19 protein-coding genes are annotated in these 20,821 nt (G+C 41.9%); 6 read left to right on the top strand and 13 right to left on the bottom strand.

The genetic code is table 11. From position 1 onward, the window contains the following. Positions 1-236: 236 nt before the first annotated feature. The 5 genes from RB160_RS04900 to RB160_RS04920 are packed head-to-tail and all read right to left on the bottom strand — an operon-like array spanning position 237 to position 4,748. Positions 237-1,799, bottom strand: a complete 1,563-nt coding sequence (locus tag RB160_RS04900; RefSeq protein ID WP_316569116.1) for an AAA family ATPase — start codon at positions 1,797-1,799, stop codon at positions 237-239. Continuing rightward, positions 1,796-2,359, bottom strand: a complete 564-nt coding sequence (locus RB160_RS04905) for a hypothetical protein (RefSeq protein ID WP_316569117.1) — start codon at positions 2,357-2,359, stop codon at positions 1,796-1,798. Before RB160_RS04905 ends, RB160_RS04900 begins: the two co-directional genes overlap by 4 nt. Next, entirely contained in the window at positions 2,356-2,550 is a 195-nt protein-coding gene (locus RB160_RS04910) for a hypothetical protein (RefSeq protein WP_316569118.1), read from the bottom strand. Before RB160_RS04910 ends, RB160_RS04905 begins: the two co-directional genes overlap by 4 nt. Before the next feature lie 11 nt (positions 2,551-2,561). Beyond that, the gene (locus RB160_RS04915; protein WP_316569119.1) at positions 2,562-4,259 is read right to left on the bottom strand and encodes a hypothetical protein; all 1,698 of its coding nucleotides are present in this window, start codon (positions 4,257-4,259) and stop codon (positions 2,562-2,564) included. A gap of 6 nt (positions 4,260-4,265) precedes the next feature. Then, positions 4,266-4,748: a hypothetical protein gene (locus RB160_RS04920; RefSeq protein ID WP_316569120.1), complete on the bottom strand. Its 483-nt coding sequence runs from the start codon at positions 4,746-4,748 to the stop codon at positions 4,266-4,268. A gap of 655 nt (positions 4,749-5,403) precedes the next feature. Between RB160_RS04920 and RB160_RS04925 the strand changes: the two genes are divergently transcribed. Continuing rightward, positions 5,404-6,474: a hypothetical protein gene (locus RB160_RS04925; protein ID WP_316569121.1), complete on the top strand. Its 1,071-nt coding sequence runs from the start codon at positions 5,404-5,406 to the stop codon at positions 6,472-6,474. A 284-nt stretch (positions 6,475-6,758) separates the two neighbouring features. Here the strand turns inward: RB160_RS04925 and RB160_RS04930 are convergent, their stop codons facing one another. Continuing rightward, a complete protein-coding gene (locus RB160_RS04930) occupies positions 6,759-7,550 on the bottom strand; it encodes a hypothetical protein (protein WP_316569122.1) in 792 nt (263 codons plus the stop codon). Between the two features lie 452 nt (positions 7,551-8,002). Between RB160_RS04930 and RB160_RS04935 the strand changes: the two genes are divergently transcribed. From RB160_RS04935 to RB160_RS04955, 5 genes are all read left to right on the top strand, one after another. After that, the gene (locus tag RB160_RS04935; protein WP_316569123.1) at positions 8,003-9,754 is read left to right on the top strand and encodes a hypothetical protein; all 1,752 of its coding nucleotides are present in this window, start codon (positions 8,003-8,005) and stop codon (positions 9,752-9,754) included. Positions 9,755-9,835: 81 nt separating this feature from the next. Then, complete coding sequence (locus RB160_RS04940; RefSeq protein ID WP_316569124.1) at positions 9,836-10,216, top strand: hypothetical protein; 381 nt, start codon at positions 9,836-9,838, stop codon at positions 10,214-10,216. Positions 10,217-10,333: 117 nt separating this feature from the next. Continuing rightward, positions 10,334-10,837, top strand: a complete 504-nt coding sequence (locus tag RB160_RS04945; RefSeq protein WP_316569125.1) for a DinB family protein — start codon at positions 10,334-10,336, stop codon at positions 10,835-10,837. An 84-nt stretch (positions 10,838-10,921) separates the two neighbouring features. Continuing rightward, positions 10,922-11,506, top strand: a complete 585-nt coding sequence (locus RB160_RS04950) for a hypothetical protein (protein WP_316569126.1) — start codon at positions 10,922-10,924, stop codon at positions 11,504-11,506. A 71-nt stretch (positions 11,507-11,577) separates the two neighbouring features. Further along, positions 11,578-12,027, top strand: coding sequence for a GNAT family N-acetyltransferase (locus RB160_RS04955; RefSeq protein WP_316569127.1), 450 nt, complete (start codon positions 11,578-11,580; stop codon positions 12,025-12,027). Positions 12,028-12,461: 434 nt separating this feature from the next. On the opposite strand, the gene RB160_RS04960 is transcribed toward RB160_RS04955, so the two are convergent. From RB160_RS04960 to RB160_RS04990, 7 genes are all read right to left on the bottom strand, one after another. Next, on the bottom strand, positions 12,462-13,553 hold the full coding sequence (locus RB160_RS04960; protein WP_316569128.1) for a transglutaminase domain-containing protein: 1,092 nt from the start codon (positions 13,551-13,553) through the stop codon (positions 12,462-12,464). A 148-nt stretch (positions 13,554-13,701) separates the two neighbouring features. After that, positions 13,702-14,565 carry an ROK family protein gene (locus tag RB160_RS04965; protein ID WP_316569129.1) on the bottom strand — a complete coding sequence of 288 codons (864 nt, stop codon included), beginning with the start codon at positions 14,563-14,565 and terminating at the stop codon, positions 13,702-13,704. A gap of 614 nt (positions 14,566-15,179) precedes the next feature. Beyond that, positions 15,180-15,500, bottom strand: coding sequence for a hypothetical protein (locus RB160_RS04970; protein WP_316569130.1), 321 nt, complete (start codon positions 15,498-15,500; stop codon positions 15,180-15,182). Positions 15,501-15,515: 15 nt separating this feature from the next. Further along, complete coding sequence (locus RB160_RS04975) at positions 15,516-17,927, bottom strand: hypothetical protein (protein ID WP_316569131.1); 2,412 nt, start codon at positions 17,925-17,927, stop codon at positions 15,516-15,518. Between the two features lie 334 nt (positions 17,928-18,261). Beyond that, positions 18,262-19,479, bottom strand: coding sequence for a coiled-coil domain-containing protein (locus RB160_RS04980; RefSeq protein WP_316569132.1), 1,218 nt, complete (start codon positions 19,477-19,479; stop codon positions 18,262-18,264). Between the two features lie 74 nt (positions 19,480-19,553). After that, a complete protein-coding gene (locus RB160_RS04985; RefSeq protein WP_316569133.1) occupies positions 19,554-19,991 on the bottom strand; it encodes a hypothetical protein in 438 nt (145 codons plus the stop codon). Positions 19,992-20,267: 276 nt separating this feature from the next. Next, complete coding sequence (locus tag RB160_RS04990; RefSeq protein WP_316569134.1) at positions 20,268-20,795, bottom strand: competence protein ComK; 528 nt, start codon at positions 20,793-20,795, stop codon at positions 20,268-20,270. Between the last annotated feature and the right edge of the window lie 26 nt (positions 20,796-20,821).

Raw genomic sequence — 20,821 nt, forward strand, 5'->3', positions numbered from 1 at the left:
TTAGAAAACAAAAAAAGGGGGCGGGCCGTTACTTGAAAATCGAAGCACTGGTTCCGTTCCCTCATCATTAACGAAAAAGAAGTCGCTAAAAAACACGACTTTCCTCGATTTAATGTGAAACACTCTATGAAACAAGAAAATTCGGGTGGTGACAGGCACTGTTCGCATTTTTCACCTGTGAAACAATCCGTGAAACAAGATTTTTCGAGGGGTGACAGGCACTGTTCGCAAAAAAACTATACAAGCACTGTCCTGGGACCTTTTTTCCTTGGGTATTGTTCGTTATCAACTGGGGTGTCATCAAATGGTTTGCCTGCAGGAACCGCACGTTCTCTTCCCCAAGTCCTGATTTGATCGATTTGTTCAGGGCTTGTTTGTGAAAGTGGGACAACATTTTCAAAGAAGTTAATAATGGTTTGATCATTTATGGAGTCATCACCAATTACAACCGCCTGTTTAACCACGTCCCTTACAGCAGCTTCAATATCCGCACCGGCAAATCCATCGGACAGACGGACCAGTTTTTCCATAAGGCTTGGGGTTATCTCACGTTTTAACCCTTTTTTAATATAAATCCTGATAATTTCTTCCCTCTCCTTCGAGGTAGGCAAATCGACGAAAAACAACTCATCAAAACGTCCTCTTCGTAAGAGTTCAGGGGGCAGCTTTGAAACATCATTCGCAGTTGCGACAACAAAGACACGTGCCAGACTTTCCTGCAGCCAGTATAAAAATTGGCCTACCATTCTTGTTGAGGTTCCGCCATCCCCTCCACCGGTTGCGCCCGCCAACCCTTTTTCTATTTCGTCAATCCATAGGACACATGGGGATACGTGGTCTGCTGTAGCAAGTGCTTCCTTAAGCCTTGCTTCACTTTGGCCTAGATATTGGCCATGAATTGTAGATAAATCCAGGCGATATAAAGGCAAATTCCACAAGGAGGCGATAGCTTTTGCCGATAACGACTTTCCGCAGCCAGGAACCCCGACCAATAAAATTCCCCGAGGGGGCCGAATACCTCTTTCCCTAAGATCGGCTGTTAACAGTTTTTCATTTGCATTAAGCCAACGCTTCATGCCTTCCAAGCCGCCTACCTGATAATCTTCGCGAACCTGAACCCTTTCAATACCGGATATATCAGCGAAAATTCGGTCTTTCGCATGCATAAGTTCTTTTAGGTCGCTATTTTGGATTGAACCATTTGCCAGCAAAGTGGCGATTACATTTTCTGCTTCAATTTGGCTAATGCCAGCTAATATGGCCGCGGCCTGCTTCTCCTCATCAGGTCCCCACTCAATAGGTATTTCCCCTCTGTAAGGAGAGATTTGCCCTTGGATGATTTTCAGCATCTCGTCTTCGTTCGGAGGTGCCAACGTTATGGACATCCCAAGGCGCTGCAACGGTCCCCAAACCGGCTTATTTGTGATAATAATAATGCTGCCACCAGTTTCAGTCGCCATCATTGACAAATCCTGAAATTGTCTTGCAGTTGGTGTATCGTCCTCTATATCCTGTACTTCTGTAAAAATAATTGTTACATTTTGCTGCTGGCCAATTTTCTGATTGGCAAAATCCAAACCCCCCATGACAGAACGGTCATCATTTACAAGGCGATTAGATATAATATCTCTCGTACCCTGGGAAATTGTATGATAAAAAACAGGGATTGTAAGTTTATGGGCGATTTGTGCCGCAACTTCCAATGCCCTCGACCTTTCAGCTGTCCTTATCGAAATAAATGGAATGCGAGCCTTTAAATATCTCTCCAATGTGTGTAAGCAACTATTTAAATCATTCATGGCAGAATAACCCTTCTTCTACTCGGATTTTGTCCCACTATAGGGATGTTTCCAACAGTAGTATTTTTGTGTTTTGATGTACTAATAGAAGACCCAAATACATTTTCAACTTTATCAAATTCTGTAATAGGATTATGCCGAATCAGGCTTCGGAGCCGTCCTGTCCGATCAGTCAATGCACTATCCTCAAGTGATTGCTGAGTGCTTTTGGCATAATCATGAAGAAGAGTATTCATGGCTTCTTTAACATGGTCGGGAAAAGCTGGCAGGTGTGCCACCCGCTTTAAAACAGCCAGGCGTTTACGCGCGGATAAAATTGCCTTTACCAAGGCGGTTTCGTTACCCCTGCAAGCATTCAACTCTTTCTGCAATTGATTAGCTGTATGTTTTAGCCTGAACTCAATCGTCTCAAAAAGATGTTGTGTTAACCGCTCTGCAACGCCTTTTGTCCATTCGATACTCCCTTTTTCCATTGAAGTGAGTACTTCTTCATCCTGAGTACCTGTTTTGAAGTTATCAAAACTGGCTATCCATTCTGCATAAGTAGTCGGTATGCTCATAGAAGCTTTGTACTCCTTCTTTTCACAAGATTGGCCGGAGGTTTTAAATCCCATTCAGGAAATTGGGTTGCCAGTGCGGAGTTTGTCGTTTCTTTTTCAACCTCTTGCAATACCCGTGTAAAAGCAGTTTCCATATTCTCTTTTGGTTTGTTCCGGTTTAACAAATTTGACTCATTAACCTGGGTGTTCATTTTTGTCCTCCTTAATTCACCACAATACGAGCCGTATCATGACTAGAGAATGCATACTGTTCCGGGGTAATCGATTCCAGTAAATTTGTTACCAGGGAAGCATTTTGATCTTCCTCAGCATATTCGTTTCGCCAATCCACTATTTCTGCTAGGCATGCACGGAGTACTTGCTTGCAGTGTGCCAAAAGAGTAGCGAATTCCTCGGCAATTAAATCCTTCCGTTTTTGGAGGTTCCTCTTCCCAAAATAGAAGTAACTGCCACAAAGCAAGGCAACGACAAACAAAAACGGGGTGCTGAATCCCATATAGGCAAAAAGAATGCCCGCAACAAGTGAAGCCCAGTGCATAAATGATAATTTTACTTTTGCAATCGCATCATTTTTACGATATTCAATATGCTTTTCAAGCGCCTGGACCAATTCCGCTTCATTTGACCCATCACGCGAAACTCCCCTCCATTGGTCAATTGCAAATTCAACCTCTACCGGAACCTCTGAACGATTTTCAGCTGTTATATCATCATGGGCTTGTCTAATCCACTCTTTAGATAATGAAATAGCAAGCTTTTGGGTAGCCAATGAAGCATTGGAAACCGACGGATGCATTGCAAAATTGGTTAGAAGCTGAGTGAAGGAAACCCTTTCCTCGAGAGTTTTTTCATTATCAAATAGTTGCTGTGCGGAATTACGGTCTCCATTCTCCTGAATGATCAAAGATAAGAGACGCTCATCCCTCCGAAGCGGAAGCTCTTCATCATCAAATTTCGATACAAGCGTGTCAAGCAGAGCATCCACTGCATAGGCTATATTTTTTGCCGGAGTTATTTCTTTGGTAAAAATATCATCGAAATAGTTATGGATAATTTTATGCAGTTTTGCACCCTCAAGGCTCTTATTCAATTTTGGCCAAGTTGGGCTGTATTCCTTTAAGTAAGGATAAGAGTCATCACTCAATTTTTTAATTTTGGATTCCAAAGCAATTTTCCACTGTGCATGTTGTTCCTCAACAAAACCCACCTTTTGAGATAATTCCTCAATCCACACTTCAATTTGCTTTCCGCATTTTATCCTTGCATCCGGACCAAATATTCCATTGGAAAAGCCATCTATTAATATTACAATCTCTCTTTCAAGATTATGGGGATCCTGGAGCCCAAAGTAGCGATCCAGCCATTCTCTGCTAGCCTTATATCTAGCACCACGACGTGTGACCAATGCAAAGAATAAGGAGGTTTTTTCATCATCCCGTCGAAGGGCTTCGAGCATAGCTTTATCAGCCAATTCCTTGTTGTCGTTCAACCACGCTGACAGAGCAATTAAACATGGAGCCAGCCAGTATCGAGGTGATGCCAGCATATGCTCTTCGGTTGTGTTTTCAATTGTTTCCTTTTTGACAAGACTGACGTCAACGGCCTGGAGAATGCCTGTTACTCGGCGGCGAACCTCCCCGTAATGGCCAAAGTTTGTTTCTAGTTCCTGGCGGACTTTTACAATCCGAGTTTCCGCAAGCTGGACATTTTTTTCTAACTGGTCTTTTTGAACAAAATCTTTAAACTCCTGAATTAATGCTTCCAAATCAGATCTGGTGTCCATAACTTCATTTGTTACAGCATCCACTTGATTAGATACATAATTAACACCATCTGCTAAATTCCTGAGGCTTCCCTCAATTCTGCTTAAGTCGGCCGTATGTATTATTCTTTCTGACATTAAATATCATCCCTTTATCACAGCTACATCGCCATTTAAAGTAACGGCACGCAGTGTGTCATTATATACTTCAATAAATTCGTAACCCGGATGCAAGGCCAATCCCCTTCCTCTATCCAATTGATTGGGAAGGCCGTCTCCTTTTTTATAATGCTGGACAATGTCTAATTTAATATCTAAGGTATGAACCTCATAGGGATCGCCAAGATAACACTTTGAAATAATGCCCAGTGGATACTGATAAGGATTTAAATCAGGAAATTCAGCTTGGATGGCATTCTTTAACTCCTCAATCTTTGCGTGACTGCAGGTAACACCGCCAGCATCCAGTTTTGTTAGTTTACTAATATACGCAGTTGAACGTTTTTGCCTTAATCGTTTTTCAAGCGCCATGCCTTCCAATACAACAGTGGTTCTTGATACTTGCTGGGGCTCAACACTTAAATTTACCTTTTGATTTACATTTGTATTTAATATCGGACGTCGCATCTCATTCTCCTTCCTGGTCTATTTAAAATCATCGTTCGCAGAATATTCAGAACACCAAATATGGAACAGGGTACCGAATTTGCCTACAAGGGGAGAATGATACCTTTTATTTAATTCAATCGGTCATCCCCCAAAACCACATTTTTTGTGTAACCTGTCTAAATATTACAACAAAAGACCTAAAAAATAAACAAATCCCACCAATTCTAGCAAACAGCGGATACTAAAACGGATGGATTTTCATACAAAATAGTTCTAAAGGATGATTAAGCGGCCTTTTCTCCTTACCCAAAAGTAGAAACAAGAGTATGGCCAACTCCTCTTAAAAACAAACCCGCAGAACCGCTCTACCGCCTCTCCTTCATCCCTCAACACAAAAAAAAGCCGCATACAACGTGGCTCTCCTCGAAACTAATGTGAAACACCCTGTGGAACAAGATTTTTCGGGTGGTGCCAGGCACTGTTCGCATTTTTCGTCTGTGAAACATCCCGTGGAACAATAAAATTCGTGGAGTGACAGGCACTGTTCGCATCTACCCCCTTCCTATTTTTACCTCAACTTCCACATTCTCTACATGGAAAAGTGCACCTAATTTTAATAGGATAGTAATGTTACAGGAATTTTAAGGATACTTTTAAAAACTTTGGAGGAATTATGAAGAAACTAGCAAACTTGGCGATTGCAGCCGTCCTTACGGGGACAATTATTCTTTCACCCATCTACACCGTGAAAACGGAAGCTGCCACTTCGAATGCGGAAAAATACGTCAACCAGGCAATTTACTGGGCTGGCGCGCTTAAATGGCAAATTTCCATTGAATACAAAAAGGACGTCTCCTACCCGGATATGAGGGTTTTTAACGCTACTAAAGACAATATCCTAAAGGCTAAATCCGAGTTCAGCACGTTACCTACGGCCCAAAAAACCCAACTCGAAGCCAAACTCCGTGACCAGGCGGAGATTCATTATACCCGTGCCATCGCATACATTGACGCCATCAGCTCCGGCAAAAAATTAAAGGCACAGGCGGATCTGTTCACAAGCTCCTATAACGCCAATCCGTCTACTGATGAAACCGAAAAGGCGTATCATGACCTAACATACAGAATCAAACATACTGCCAACCAGCTTTACAAAGTTTATGGAAGCACAACGAGGGAAGCCATCCTGAAGGAGTACAAGCTTCCTGCCGAAAGCGCGCGCAATGCGGCAAGTAACACGATCACAGCAAAAATGGCGATCGATCAATTCAGGACAATCGCCGTGGAAAGGCGGACTCCCGAACTACAAGCTCCCGTCGAGGAAAAAATCAAAAAAGTCGCAGATACAAATATCCGCCTGCTGTTGTTGCACAAGCTTCAAACCGGAGAAAACCAGCTACCTCCCAACATGGACAAATACAAGCGGGACTTTCAAAAGATGGGCTTTAAATTCAACTCTGACACAACAGCAGTTTACACCTATGGCGGCATGTCAATCGGCCTATTGAACCGCGGAACGTATTGGCAGCTAAGATCGGACAATTGGAACGGCCACTACTATAATATGTTCAAAAAAAGCATTGCCGTCGTCTGGGGAGATGACATTGCCTGGTCAAGCATGAAATACCTCGACTACGCGATATGGATACCCGATACAGGATACTCAACCTCACACATCAAAACATTCGTATCCGGCGATAGCCTAGTCGTCTATCTCTACATGCCACGAGCGCAAGCGCAATAAAATAGTAATAGAAACAGGGGAAGTATCTCCCCCTTTACCTTATTGTCATCCGAGTCGAAGCATGGAGTTTTCTCCTGTTTCGATTTTTTTGTTTTTCTTAAAGGTAGGGGGTGTACTATCTCATTGTTTCCTCCCCTCTACCAAAACTTGCTTATTACGAAAGTAGCCCTGATTGCAACCCTGCCACTCTGTGAAACAACCCGTGAAACAAGAAAATTCGGGTGGTGACAGTGAATTGCATCAAAAAAGGCCCGCGACTAAAGCACTCATCGTAGGCCTCCACTCTATTCTATTATCCTCTCAATTTTGTCCTCATACGAGAGCGTCATTCCATAAAGCAAGCCAGGCATGTTATAGCGGTATTCCTCCCCTGCCAAGCTGTACGAAAAAATCGGCGTAATCATCGCAAAGTCGTATTCCGTCTCTCCGAAGCCATCAACCTCAATATGCCCAACTTCACGCGGACGAATTTTAAGCTCATCCTCAAATTGATACGAAATATCACCTGATAAATCTTCAATTTCCAATCCGTCTGCTTCCTGACCGGATACATTTTTAATTCGCATATCCAACCCTGACGACGGAACTGCTGCCGTAAAACTATCGGCTGGTTCAAAATGCCCCTTCTCAAAGCCAGCCCCGTTTTGGACGACCAATTCCCCAAATCTGTATATAGCCGTCTTCTCATCGCCGAACCAAATCTTTAGTTTATTTTCCCTCTCAAGTTCGCCGCTTAAAACCCGCGCCGTCACCCGGAAATTAACCAATTTATAGCCCTGGTGGATCATCCCGGAATCCACTTTGAAGTCTACCACCTCAATATTCGGATTCTCAAACCGGACTGAGGTTATCAAGTTTCCTAAGTCTACATTCTTATTCCATACATCCTGGACAGCAATAAAGTTCAATTCTGCACCATTTTCATCATCGATTACATAGCTGATGAAATTGTCTGCAAACTCTAGCTTGATTTCTTCATCTTTACTGAATGCGGGATTGCCCGCCACGATCATGGCCAAAACCAAAAGCGCCGCTAAAGAAAAATACAGATATAATATCCTTTTGCTAATAAACATTCAAACACCCCATGCGCTTTTTTTAAATTCCATTACATAATATATTTCCTAAATATTTTCAGAATCCTTCCAACAAAAACGTTTTTATCAAAAAAAGCTTCCCCAGATTTTTCGTAAAAAAATCCAATGGAGCAGCTCCTTTTTTATAAAAATCAATAAACAGTAAAGAACAAAAGAACGTCTCTTTCTTAACCCGCCTACTGCTTCCCCGTGAAACGTCCTGTGAAACAAGATTTTTCGGGTGGTGACAGGCACTGTTCGCTTTTCGACATAATTCGGGTGGTGACAGGCACTGTTCGTATTTTAGAAGTTGGGAAAATTGTTTTTGCCAAAAAATCAGTAGGAAAACAAAGAAAAAAGCGGAATTATTTCTTATCCCTAATTAGAAAGGAGGCTTTCACTCGGGTTGTCCCATTTTTTTAAAAAAGAAAAATCGAAAAGGAGCAGGGTGAATGAAAGGATTACTTAGTTTGTTTCTGTTTTTAAACATGTGGCTGGGGTTTGTTGAGACTGGCTCGCAAATGGAACAAAAGGTTGTTTCCACATTTAAATCAGAAGATGAAACCCCCATCGAGGTCACAACAAAAATCAAAAATGCCGAATCGAAAAAAGGGTTGTGGGATATCACTTTCACTTATTCAATTCTGAATAAGGCCGCAACGAATGATGTTAAGTTATACTTCGAACTCGAGAAAATGAATGAATCACGAGATTCTTTTAAGAAAGGGAAAAAAGAAGATATTTTCAGTAAAAAACTGAAATTGAAAGATAAGGAAGAACAAGATTTTAAAATTAAGAATTTAGAAATTGGCCAGTATAAGCTTATTCTCCAGGCAGAATCAAAGTTCGATGAATCTTCCCAATTCGGCGGCAACACCGTCTTTGCTTTTACCATAAAGAACGATGGAGTTATCGAGGGTTGGGAACAGGAAATGAAAGACTACGTGCCGGCTGTCAGCGAAACTGGCGAACCGGCTGTAATCGAAGCCTTGGATTCTCCCAATTATGGCTCGTTTGAGAGCGCGAGCTTAACTGATGATTCTTCTACACACGCAATGGATGAACCCGTATCAGACACCACCACCGAACCTTCAACAGATACCACCTCGGATTCCTCAGCAGATACAACCACTGAACCTTCAACAGATATTACGGAAGAACCGGCACCTAAAGAAACCTCACAAATAGATATAGTTGAACCTTCCCCAATTGTAAAAGGGGAGGATGCCACAACGGCTTCGACAGCCTCCTTCAGCGGATATTGGAAAATGTATAACCGCAGTGGGACTGCCACGGGAGTAAAATACGGAAAAGCGGAACTGAGATACCGGGATCAATATTATATTTGGCGTGTGGCAGGAACGGATTACACGGATAGCACCGGGTATTATTCGATTCCCTTCACCTATCAATCTAACGCCAATTTGTGGGAACTAAGAATCTATTCTATTTCCCAAAATGCTGGCAAGGTTGAAAATAGCAGCGGCGGCAACTTTTTATCGTATGCACAATGGCTGTCGGTTTCAAACGGCAGCAATAATCCAGGAAGCGTGTACGTGCCAAATGGCTCTTCTGGAAATGAAGTTGGCCGAGCCTTCTGGGTTTTCGACGATTTAACAAGGACAGAAGGTAGATTGGATGATTATAAGGCTCCAGGTACTTCAACCATCGTTTGGTATTCGGGTTCCACTCATTCCGCGCATTATAAATTAGGCGGGAAAATATACTTGAATGACCGATCGGCTAACAGTAAAAACACAACCATCCATGAATTGGGCCATAATTATATGTACAATCTTTATGGCGGGGATTATCCGCCTAGAGACTGTTCATCCGGGCATTGGAACAGCGGAGAGTCGGAACCTGGCTGCGCATGGACGGAAGGCTGGGCGCATTTCTTATCGCTTTATATGAACAATAGCTCAGTCTATACCTATACAGACGGATCGACGTGGAATGCCGAAAACACATCGACCTATCCTACCGGAGATGATTGCGAAGGGCGGGTGGCAGGAGCACTCTGGGATGTGTACGATAGTGTGAATGACGGCTATGATACGTATTCCTATTCCTTTAGTTCCATCTATAAAGCTATGTATTATACGGTAAATGATACTCTCAAAGGATGGTGGAACGATTGGATTGCAAACGGTTATTCCTCCTACGCCAAAAATTGCTTAAGACAAAATTCAATTAATTATTAACTTTGCGATTTGCTGGCGAAACCAATTCTTTATTGGTTTCGTCAGTAGTTTTTAGAAGGATGATGAAAGGAGGAAGCCTCTTTGAAAAAACCCCTGTTCCTTTTAGCTCTTATTCTTTTAGCCGGGTCGTTGCTCGCTTCATGCTCTGATCCAAAAATAGTTGAACAGGAGTACGACCGTGTCACCTTATATAAAATAACTGCCGATAATAAACACGAAAAAATCGCCACCCTTGCGGATAAAAAGAAAATTAAAGAACTATCTGATTTAATTAATGAGGGCAATAGAAAAAATGCTCAAGAAATAGAGTTTGAAAAAGGACCGGATGGCATGCTTCTTTTCGAAAAAAACGAGGAAAAACTGGCATTGGGCCTCTTTATCGATACAGGCAACGTATTAACTGAGGAATACTACATCAACAGCAGCATTGACATCAATAAATATTTTGGAACAAAACAGTGAAGTATTAGATTTGTCCCCTACTATCACCTTCGACAAAAGTTCCGCTTTTCTATCAAAGGAATTCTCCCTCTAGGAGGCGAACAATAAAGAGGAAACCAAAAACAAGGAGGAATACATATGTTCACAACAATTCAAGGCTTCATCCAAACATGGCAGCACGAAGGCCAGTCAACGCAAAAAATCATGGACGCACTCACGGATGAATCGCTGAACCAGCAAGTCGCACAGGACCACAGGACGCTCGGCCAGCTCGCCTGGCACATCGTTACGTCCGTGCACGAAATGATGTCCCGCACCGGCCTTGATTTCGAAGCTCCTGAGCACGAAAGCAAGGTACCTTCAACCGCAAAGGAAATCGCAGACGGCTACCGCCAGGCAAGCAGCGCCATGGTTGCGGCACTCCAGGAACAATGGACTGACGAAACATTAAAAGAAGTTAAAGATATGTACGGGGAACAATGGCCAAACGGACTGACTCTTTCCATTTTGAACAGCCACCAAATCCACCACCGCGGGCAAATGACCATCCTCATGCGCCAGGCCGGCCTCCTCGTCCCAGGCGTCTACGGCCCTTCCCGCGAGGAATGGCAGGAATTCGGCATGGAACCCCCTGCTCTGTAAACTGTAAGTGAAAACCAAAACCAGCCTTCACATCAACGTGGAGGCTGGCCCTTTGAGTTCAACTTGAAAATGGGAGTTGCCTGAATGCAAACTAAGCAGTATAGCGCCATTGAAATTTCCAAAATCATTGATCAAGCTATCAAGGAGATATGGTCTCTAGAACTCTATTCGGACTATTGTAATTTTAGTTTATTGAAAGAGGATAGTCTGAAAAATGCCTTTTATCATCATCTTAGAAATAAACTGTCAGATCAATTTTTATTAGAAAATAACATCCGAATTTATACGGAATTCTATATGGACGGGATTCGAGCTGATTTGGCTATCGTAAAACTTGATGACAATCCTAGACAACATAATCATCTTCAGGATTCTATTATTGATATCCTCGCAATTGTGGAAATGAAGTTTAAGAATCATTGGAATGACGGCCCTTTTAAAGAAGACATTGAAAAGGTAAAAAACTATATTAAAACATCCAGCTATCCCAACTGCCAGTATTACTTGGCTTTTATACAAGAAGCCGTTTATGAACAAGAAGAATATGCCTGGCTATCGCCAAAGGATTTAAAGTGGGCTAAAGGCCATGTAACCGAGTTGTTAGGTTACTACATACAAACGATCGAGCAGCCTGTTTGGAGAATCAATTCCTATAATAACTTCAATTGAATTGTAAAATTAGCCTTCACACTTACAGTGGAGGCTGGCTTTTTGTAAAAAACCTTGGAGGGAGAACAACCTTGGACCTCACCTATATCACAACCGAAAACATCCCAAGCCCTGAAATAATGGACGCCATCCAACGCCTGCACAACTCCATCTTCGGTGGAAATGATAACCTGCTGGCCAAAATGGACGGCAAGCCGAAACTATTATTCAACCTCGCACTCGACGGACAAAAGGTCGTTGGCTACAAAATCGGCTACGAACTCGATCAAACCAAATTTTACAGCTGGCTGGGCGGCGTCCACCCCGCATACAGGAACCACGGAATCGCATCAACCCTCATGCACCAGCAACACAACTATCTCAAACAGAACGGCTACACATCCGTCCAAACCAAAACCATGAACAAATGGCACGGCATGCTAATCCTCAACATCAAAAGCGGCTTTAACATCGTCGAAACCTACACCGACAAAAACGCCCGCCACAAAGTCATCCTAGAAAAGAACCTTCAAGACGGCTAATTCCCTTTTTGGAAAAATTGGCCTATGCCATGAGAAAGGTGTGCCCACATCTCAGTTCGGCGGAATGGTGGCCTAGCAGATTTAATAATGTATCTGGCGGATTTCTACCTTCATTTTGTGCGAATTGAGCAAGTACTCGGAATTTTTTAATCTTCTATATAGAGTAGGCAAAAATAGTTGCCCATTTGGCATTATTATGGCCCAGTTCGGCATTATTATTGGGCTGGTTGGCTTTAATCGGTTCGGATTCGGCATTATTATTGCCTTATTTGGCATTATTCTGTTCCGATTAGGCATTATTATTGGCTTAATAGTTCTAAATCTTAAGAAAGAACGTCGTGTTTGGCTTAATCAAGCCATGCTCCTTTTCGGAAAATTAGTCAGCAGTCTCCCCCTACCCAAACAAAAAGTGAAGCAAAGGGCACTCCCCCGCTTCACTTCAAACTCAGCGCCATATAATTCCCATTCCTGGATGTTGTCATGCTTACTTTGCTTAGGAGTGTCACTTCCCTCAGCACGGCAAAAACCTGGGTTGGCGAAAACTTTTGTTCCGTACGTATGTATGCGAAATTCGAGTTCCGGTCCTTTGCTTCCGCAATCTTCTCCTTCAACTCTTTCAAGTTCCCAGCGACGAGCTTGTTTTGAACATAGTAATCATTTAACTTACCCGTCGAGGTGAACATGCTAATCTCCTTGTCTGTCCAATAGAGTTTATCTTCCTCGTACCCCATCGATTTCGCAAATGCATCGTTCGCTTCATAAAGCATGTAAGGAATTCCGTTGTTCTTCCCGTTGCTCGTCGGGTCGATGTGGACCCATTGCCCATTCAACTTCACCTTGTTCCAGCTGTGTGCGCCACCATCCATCGTCCCCGTCACAACAACCGAATTCAACCCAAGCATCGTGCTCAACAGCAGAAAGCTTCCAGAATAACTTTGGCAAACTCCATTCTTCTCAACGAGCACCCCGTATGGGTTGTACGCCGTCCAAAATTTCGGGTCGGTATCCCGCATCGTGGTGCTTCCCTCATTAAAAGCCTCAAAATCGTACTGCGCGTTCGCATCCAAATAGTCATAAATGGCCTTGAACTTCTGCCTGTCCGTCATATTCGGCTTAATCAACGCATTTAAAATTTTTTTCGATTGGCCGATAATGGCCTGCTGCTTTTTCTTCATCCTCGTTGCATTTTCGGTATATTGCACAGTCATTACCTTTGTCTTGGAAGTGTATTGGTAGCCGAAGTTAATAACTCCGAGGATCAACGGGTTCTGCGCAATTACCTTATTCACGCGGTCGCCGAGGTACGCCATATCCTTTATTTCCTTGAATTCGGTTAATGAAAACTTGGTATTCCCAGCCAGTAGATTCAGAGCAAGCTTCTGCTCAAGAGGCGTATGGGGAACGACCCGAACGCCCATATATTCCACCGGTTTCGAGGCAGCCTTTACTTTCCCTCCGGTAAAACTTAAGCATGCCGCAACCAAAACCACAACTACAATAGCAACCCTTGCCAGTTTCCTAAGCATGCTAGCCCCCCCCGAACGAAAAACTCTGATTTATCTGTCTGTTCTCTACATATGTATACTTACGTCTATTATAATAGTAAAATTGAATAAAGAAAATATTGGAGATGAAATGAATTGAAGCAGTGGACGGATCCACTGCTTCACTGCCTCACTTTCCCTCCAATGCTTGCTTTGCGAGGATGAGGGCTCCTGTTATTCCAGCATTGTCTCCGAGGCCGGGGCTGACAATATAATCCGAAAGCTCCGGCATGGCAACATACCCTTGCATAAGCTCCGGCAAGTACTTATAAATAGAAGCAAAAACTGCTTTTTGCTTCATCACGCCTCCGCCAAGAATGATTTTCTTCGGAGACAAAGTGAGAATATACGTATAAAGGGCCTGCGCAAGATAGTACCCCTCAAGGTCCCAAACCTCTTCACGGTCAACGAGATTCACGCCTTTTTCTTGCCAGCGCTCCTCAATCGCGGGACCAGCCGCCAAGCCTTCAAGGCAGTCCTGATGGTACGGACAATTCCCAGCATATGAATCATCAGGGCTTTTTCTCACATACAGATGGCCCATTTCAGGATGTGAAAGACCTTGAAGAAGCTTTCCGTGGACTACCGCGCCAGCGCCAATGCCTGTTCCGACCGTAATATACAGGCAGCTGTCCAAACCTTTTGCCGCTCCGAGGGTTGCTTCACCAAGCGCCGCAACATTTACATCGGTATTGAAGCCAATTGGAATTCCAAAAGCATCAGCCATTGTTTTTACAAAAGGATAGTCCTTCCATGCTGTCTTCGGAGTAGACGTTATGCATCCATAGCTCGGACTCTCCCGCGTAACATCGATAGGGCCGAATGACCCGATCCCTATTGCCTGTACATCATACTTTTTAAAAAACTCAAGCACTTGGGGCATGGTTTCCGCAGGGGTTGTCGTCGGTAGTTGAATTCGTTCAGCAATCACCCCATTTTCGTCGCCAACCGCGCAAACAAATTTCGTTCCCCCAGCTTCAATCGCACCCAGCATACGAACACCTCCAAACGTTAATACCTAAATACTGGCAGGGAGAAAGATGGATGGACATCACCTGCCCCTGCCCACTCTAAAAAAAAAGCCATGATGGCGGAGTGAAAAAGCCATCCTCCCACACGTCCAATCATATCAAACTCAATTCATTCTAGCTCTACTCCGTGTTTACCATTTTCCAATGGCGATAATCAAGGGCTATCCCGGGTAAGCAAATTCGCGGCTATATTCCCGGTCACGCCAATCCCGTAAAGGTTTCCACTTACAATAGTGCTTTTCCCTGCCTGCGCCTAGGCAAACGGGATGTTGAATGCCCTACAATTTGGGCCACTACACTTCCCACTTCGGAATATTGGAAATAAGAACATTTTGTCTTGCGCCAATACAAGATAACCATTACTCCCCTATCAAAGACTGCAGCACTAAATCTGTCTCCTGTTTCACTCCGCTCCACCGCAATCCCACAATGTAAAACGCACCTGCATCATAATTAGCAGGTGCTTTTCTACTTATTTGTTTAGCTCGCAGGCCAAATTGAGTCTGCCCACTCCGGGTGATCGATAAGTGGTTGTGGTCCCTGAATGGATTAAATGACATCGTTCCTGCGCTTTTCTTTAAAAAACTCCTCCATCATGAATACCATTGCCATCTAAGTCCACAAATCCATCAATCCTGTCTGGAATCCCATCGTGGTCCATATCAAAAGCTGAATCGATATGGTCTGGGATATGATTTTGATCCATATCAAGTGAGTGGTCAAAGCGGTCCGGAATTCCATTGTTATTTATATCAAAAAATAAATCATGCTGGTCGGGAATATGATTATTGTCCAAATCCAATCCAAGATCATTTTGATCCGGGATGTTGTTATGGTCCATATCTAGGAACGGATCCGATTGGGTCCAACCATTTGGGCGGAATGGGTTATTATACATATAGATTCCTCCGAATTAATTTTCAACTGATTGTGTTGCAAGTTCTTTTCTAAATAACTCTTCCACAAGGTGTGTTTTATCCTCATTGGTTCCCAGTTCACTGCGGAAATGTTTAATGAGAGAATCGGATGCAGAAAGAGAAGTGTGGATTTCCCTCATTAACTCTTCCTTTTTCGTTAAAACAGTATGATCAATCGGCAACTGCCTGAAAGTGTATAATCCGGCAAGCCTTGTAAGCAAAGCTTCCTTCAAGCTAATTTTGTCCAGGAGTGGCTTATGTAAGCCAGCAATTTCCCCGAAGGACTGAAACATTTTCCCGTTTACTTCGGAAATATAATAGGGAAGCATATTCTCTAATAAGTGATAAAAGGAATCCAACGCTTTGTTTAAATAAAAATCAATTTTAATATCTTCATTTTCCTTACGAAGCTTATCCATTTTTTCGTTATCTCTATAACTAAAATATGCGTGAGCACCCATTATCAACCCAATAGGGCCCGCCAATAAACCTACTCCGCCAGCCATTAATCCATTCCTAATGAGCTTATCACGGTTTAAATTTTCCAGATCTCTTTTAGGTATAATGGCAAAGGAAATGGCATTCAGGTTTGCTTGCGTTTCATTGATATGCCGCTGAATTTGCACACTAATCCCCATTAGCTGCCTTCTTAGGTGAGCATACGGTTCAGCACTATGCGATACTCCTTCCCGTTTGAAAAAGGTACTTTGTTCCTCCTCAAGCATTGAAGGAATGTAGATGGACACTGAATCCATAATTTGCTTTTGGGTTTGCAGGCCATAATAGAGCAGATTTACAACTTTAATATTATTTATTTCTTTATAAGTGGACTCTCTCTCAATTTCTTCGATTGCCGACTTAATGACAAACAGTTGTCCGATATAGTGATAAAGGAAGTAATCGTTTACTTGCCTGCTCCAACTCGAAAATAAAACCGAGGCAGGCGTCGACATTGCCAACTTTGCCTTTTTTGCTAAGAAAGAGGTATAAATTAATTCTTGAATTTTGTCTTCTGGAACAAAGATGATCCTTTCTGCATCGTCTATCTCTATTTTTACCTTTGTAAAAATAGAATCCTCAAACTGTTCAGCTATGGAAATACTTTTTATTTCTTCGAATACCAAATCAGTAAATTGATCCTTGCCGTGAACTAAAACAAATCTGTCACTCTGAATTTTTAAGATGAAGGGCATTCCATTCCCTAAAAAACCGAACACATCTTTTTCATTCGCGTTTTTGCATTCATGAAATATATTTTTCAGTTCAAGACTATAATTCAATTCGGAAAATAGGAAGATGCCGTCTTCCCTACATAAAAAATGCAGGTCCTCCACTTGCCAAGCAATCGTTTCTGAAAAAGCAACACGATCCAAATATTCCATCGAGCTCTCAAAGAAAAGGGAATAGGTAGCCATGTCCTTTCCAACAAACAAACCTACAGCCTTTTCATTATATTGTCTATCGTTAAAGGTCCCTGTGGCGACTCCTATAGTTGAATAGAATTTTTCACTGTCCTTTTTAATACTGCTTAATAAAGGTGAATTTTGTTCCAAAGTAAGATAAAAGATTATGTCATTTTCCACAATCAATAAGCGTAATTCCTCGGCATCAAAATACAAATGGGTACTCTCTGAAACTTTATAAACGGTCTCCAGCGTATCTTCTTTCACCAGCCTATAATGATTATCTTCATAAACCAATAGTCCTCTAAACTGATCACCCTTTGACTTGGCATTTACTAATGTGACTAAAGCATCTTCGGAAAGTATCGTTGAAATTGATTCAAATTGCCTTTTCGCTTCCCACAATTTCCTAACAATTTCATCATCAAAAACGAATAAACCCACCTTGTGGAGCCCGTAAAATGAATCATTATTGTAGTTATCCTCAAAATACCCAGTGATTTGAAGTAAAAAATTGCCCTCATTATATTGTAAATCCCTTATTTTAGAATAAGAAATTTCAAACATTAAGTCATGGCAAACAAAACTTGCTTTATCTTTTTCAAAAGTGAATGTACCGCTGTGATAAACACCTTCTTTTTGAAATAAACAACAATTTTTTTGTGTAAAATGGAACATATCCCTTTTGCAACTTTTTAACAACTTTCTAAAGCCTTCGAAAGAAACAGTTAAATTGAAGGTTAGTGGGTGGACACTATGATTAAATAAGACGATGTAGTTAGCTTGAAAATCTGTGCCTATTTTTAAAAGAGAACCATTATACTCAATTAAACGCTCAGAGCCAAATAGTCCTCCGCTATCAACAGCCAGGAACCTTCCTTGACTCGTTAAATATAATACTTGTTTACCTATAAACGATTTATTAGGATAATCAAAACCTTCAGTATAGGATTCAATAATCATTTCCCCTGGCAAAAGATACCGCAGGATTAGTGCATCAACCACAAATATTCCCCTTTTAGATAAAATTTGTCATGCGAGAAAATTTTACCACAGAAATTGCCAAGAATTTTATTTATTTTTTGGTGATACAAAAAAATTCTACCGATTTCCTCACAAAACACTGGATTCAATACTCAAGAAAAAGCTCAAAAATCCCCCGGCTACGAGGGATTTTTGTTTATCTTTATTAAATTCTCTTAAAAATTTCCCCAATTATCACCGATGCCCGCTGCCGCCGCCCCAAATCGCCCGGCCACCACCTTTTTCTAGAAACCCATACTTCCAAGAAATTTTTATTATCTAAAAAACTATTTGATTGATAAGGAACAAAAAGCGACTAAAGATTATAGTATTTTTTCCAACCTAGCATGAATTGTTCCTCACTTACTCCAAAAATGGTTTGCATGGCGGAATTCATATCTTTGGACTTCAATTCCTGCATGAAATTCAAAAGCTTTTGATGGCCATATGCCGTTTCCACGTAATGGATAAGAGATTCATAGATTCCATAGTGTCTATGGCTATCGTCTGGAATGGAATCCAACGAACCCAAATTAGAAGCCCCTTCCTTAATTGCTTCGCTTATCCTGAATTTAAAATCATTATTAAGTAGTGGTATATGTTCTTCTGGAATCGCATATTTAGGATATTCGATCAGATATCGGCTAACATAAGTCGCCATGCCCTCTGATAACCATCGTATTTTCGTACCCGGGCTGACGCTATAAGCCAATCGTATTGATGCATCATCAAATGCATGGGCCATTTCATGGGCATAAATGACAGGAACCGATTCATCATAGGGCCCATACGAATTAGGGTAAGCCATTGAGCCGTATACCATAACCGTTTTGGTCTGGCTTTGGTATTCACCCGGGCCATTCCTAATCATGATGATTGGCTCATTGTATACAATAAATGCTGAAATGTTTGTTGTATTGCTGAATCCATAGTAAGAAGCGGCATCTTTCAGGAGATCATCCGAAATATCAACGAGGTAAGAGTATTTTGTGTAGGATTGTTCAGTAAAATATAAAGTGGCATATTTCGTTTTAAATTCATACCACTTCATTTGGCCGCTACTATCCGACATATTCTTCGTGTCATAGTCAGTGTAAACCACTTTAGCATTTTTAAGCTGTGTTTTTTTAAGTTCATCCTGCAGTTGTTTGATCAAATCTTTTTGATTATCTATGGTAGTACTCGCTTCCTCTAAATCTTTTTGCTGGTTATCGACTTTAACCTTTAATGATTTAACCTCATTGTCCTTTTTGCCAAGCTGCGTTTTCTGGCTCGATATTGTTTTGTCTTTTGCTGAATTGCTTGATTTTAAACCAGCGATTTCTTTGTCCTTCGCTTTTCCCTTGTCGGTTAACGTTTTTATCTGGCTGTTTAAAGACTTTACTTGATCGGTTAATGACTTTACTTGTTTTGTCACCTGCGTCACTTTAGCTTCGAGCTGTGCTTTTGAAAGTTTCGATGCCCCCAACGTTGGAGTGGAAAGCGAGAATAGTAACACAAAGCCTAATAAAAAAATAAGTAACTTCTTTTTCATGATTTCATTTCCTCTCAATAAATTATCCAAGCAGGTCTTCACTCCGATTGAACTTCATCATCATCCGCTAGTTGCTATTTCTTCTCTCCTTCTTTTTTGACCGCTTCAAGCTTGGTTTTTTCTTCATACTTTTTCTTATAGTCATCGGTATGAAAGGCATCCACTTGCCCAAGTGTTAAGGTAAAGGCAGTAACCCAAAATGATAAATAGATAGGAATGCCGATTAATTTATGGACCCGACTAGAACTTCGTAATAATGGCAGCTTTCTATGGATCCCACCTAAATTGGTCAAAAGAATAAAAGGTATGACAAAAATAAAAAGGGTCAGGACAAACCCACTTAAATAATTGATATATACATCTTGTTTACTCGTTGAGAGCGTTCCATCTCCTGTAAAAATAATAAACATGCCACTAAAAAGGACCATGATGGGATACCCAACACAAGCAACAATCCTTTTCCAAATGACCCCAGTTCTGAATCCAGGAACTTTATTTATGAATTTATCCATGCCAGCCTCCAAATATTTAGAAAATTTTAATTATAGTTTTATTTCTACCATTTTCGCCAATACTATTCAACCTTAATTTTACAATTAACCCAATAACATCAAGAAAAAAACACCCCTGTTATAACCACGGAAACGGCCATAACAGAGGCGCAAATCTAACATCCATCAGGTGGGATATGTGAACGAGCAACCCCATGATGCCTCGAAAAATATATTAATAGGAAGAAAATCGTCCTCAAACAGAAGTAATTGACCTACGCGAGCTCCGCCTTTCTCTTACTCCTCCATCCGATACTCCCCTTTTTTCTCCACAATCGTTAACCCCTGCTTCTGCTCACGCGAGAAACAGAAGGACTGCTGCGCGTTCCGGGTGACCAGCTCCCTGAGCCGACGCGCCTTATCCATTTTCCTAATAAACAAGCTCTGCTTAATCTCCAAATCAATCTTATGGCCAAAACTCGTAAAAACCCGTGTCCCATCTTTATTCAGCCGCTCGGTCTCCTGAATATGCATCAGCGACAGCCAGAAACAATCAGGCCGGTCATACGCCCTCGTTGGAAGCAGGAAAATCCCAAGCGGCGCATTAATCGTCAGCGGCAGCATTTTGCAACCCTTCCCCAACAGCTGCCTCGACCCAGAAATCGCCCCATCCCGGCAAAATCCCAAGCTAACCAACGTTGACTCAATAATATCCCGTGGCGGCTGGCCGACCATCAACTGCTCTTCCCCATGAATCACACAAGTCCCTCTATCCCCGTCTCCATAAAACCCTTCGCGAAGCCCAACAGTACTCTCATTAATCATATACCTCGACCAAATAACTATTTTAA

Origin of the sequence: Neobacillus sp. YIM B06451 (assembly GCF_032667185.1) — a bacterium.
Taxonomy (GTDB): Bacteria; Bacillota; Bacilli; order Bacillales; family Cytobacillaceae; genus Bacillus_D.

Coding starts and splice junctions, on each gene's coding strand:
- RB160_RS04915 (WP_316569119.1), bottom strand. CDS start 4,259: ATGTCAGAAAGAATAATACATACGGCCGACTTAAGCAGAATTGAGGGA.
- RB160_RS04925 (WP_316569121.1), top strand. CDS start 5,404: ATGAAGAAACTAGCAAACTTGGCGATTGCAGCCGTCCTTACGGGGACA.
- RB160_RS04945 (WP_316569125.1), top strand. CDS start 10,334: ATGTTCACAACAATTCAAGGCTTCATCCAAACATGGCAGCACGAAGGC.
- RB160_RS04920 (WP_316569120.1), bottom strand. CDS start 4,748: ATGCGACGTCCGATATTAAATACAAATGTAAATCAAAAGGTAAATTTA.
- RB160_RS04970 (WP_316569130.1), bottom strand. CDS start 15,500: ATGTATAATAACCCATTCCGCCCAAATGGTTGGACCCAATCGGATCCG.
- RB160_RS04905 (WP_316569117.1), bottom strand. CDS start 2,359: ATGAGCATACCGACTACTTATGCAGAATGGATAGCCAGTTTTGATAAC.
- RB160_RS04965 (WP_316569129.1), bottom strand. CDS start 14,565: ATGCTGGGTGCGATTGAAGCTGGGGGAACGAAATTTGTTTGCGCGGTT.
- RB160_RS04950 (WP_316569126.1), top strand. CDS start 10,922: ATGCAAACTAAGCAGTATAGCGCCATTGAAATTTCCAAAATCATTGAT.
- RB160_RS04930 (WP_316569122.1), bottom strand. CDS start 7,550: ATGTTTATTAGCAAAAGGATATTATATCTGTATTTTTCTTTAGCGGCG.
- RB160_RS04990 (WP_316569134.1), bottom strand. CDS start 20,795: ATGATTAATGAGAGTACTGTTGGGCTTCGCGAAGGGTTTTATGGAGAC.
- RB160_RS04960 (WP_316569128.1), bottom strand. CDS start 13,553: ATGCTTAGGAAACTGGCAAGGGTTGCTATTGTAGTTGTGGTTTTGGTT.
- RB160_RS04935 (WP_316569123.1), top strand. CDS start 8,003: ATGAAAGGATTACTTAGTTTGTTTCTGTTTTTAAACATGTGGCTGGGG.
- RB160_RS04910 (WP_316569118.1), bottom strand. CDS start 2,550: ATGAACACCCAGGTTAATGAGTCAAATTTGTTAAACCGGAACAAACCA.
- RB160_RS04900 (WP_316569116.1), bottom strand. CDS start 1,799: ATGAATGATTTAAATAGTTGCTTACACACATTGGAGAGATATTTAAAG.
- RB160_RS04980 (WP_316569132.1), bottom strand. CDS start 19,479: ATGAAAAAGAAGTTACTTATTTTTTTATTAGGCTTTGTGTTACTATTC.
- RB160_RS04985 (WP_316569133.1), bottom strand. CDS start 19,991: ATGGATAAATTCATAAATAAAGTTCCTGGATTCAGAACTGGGGTCATT.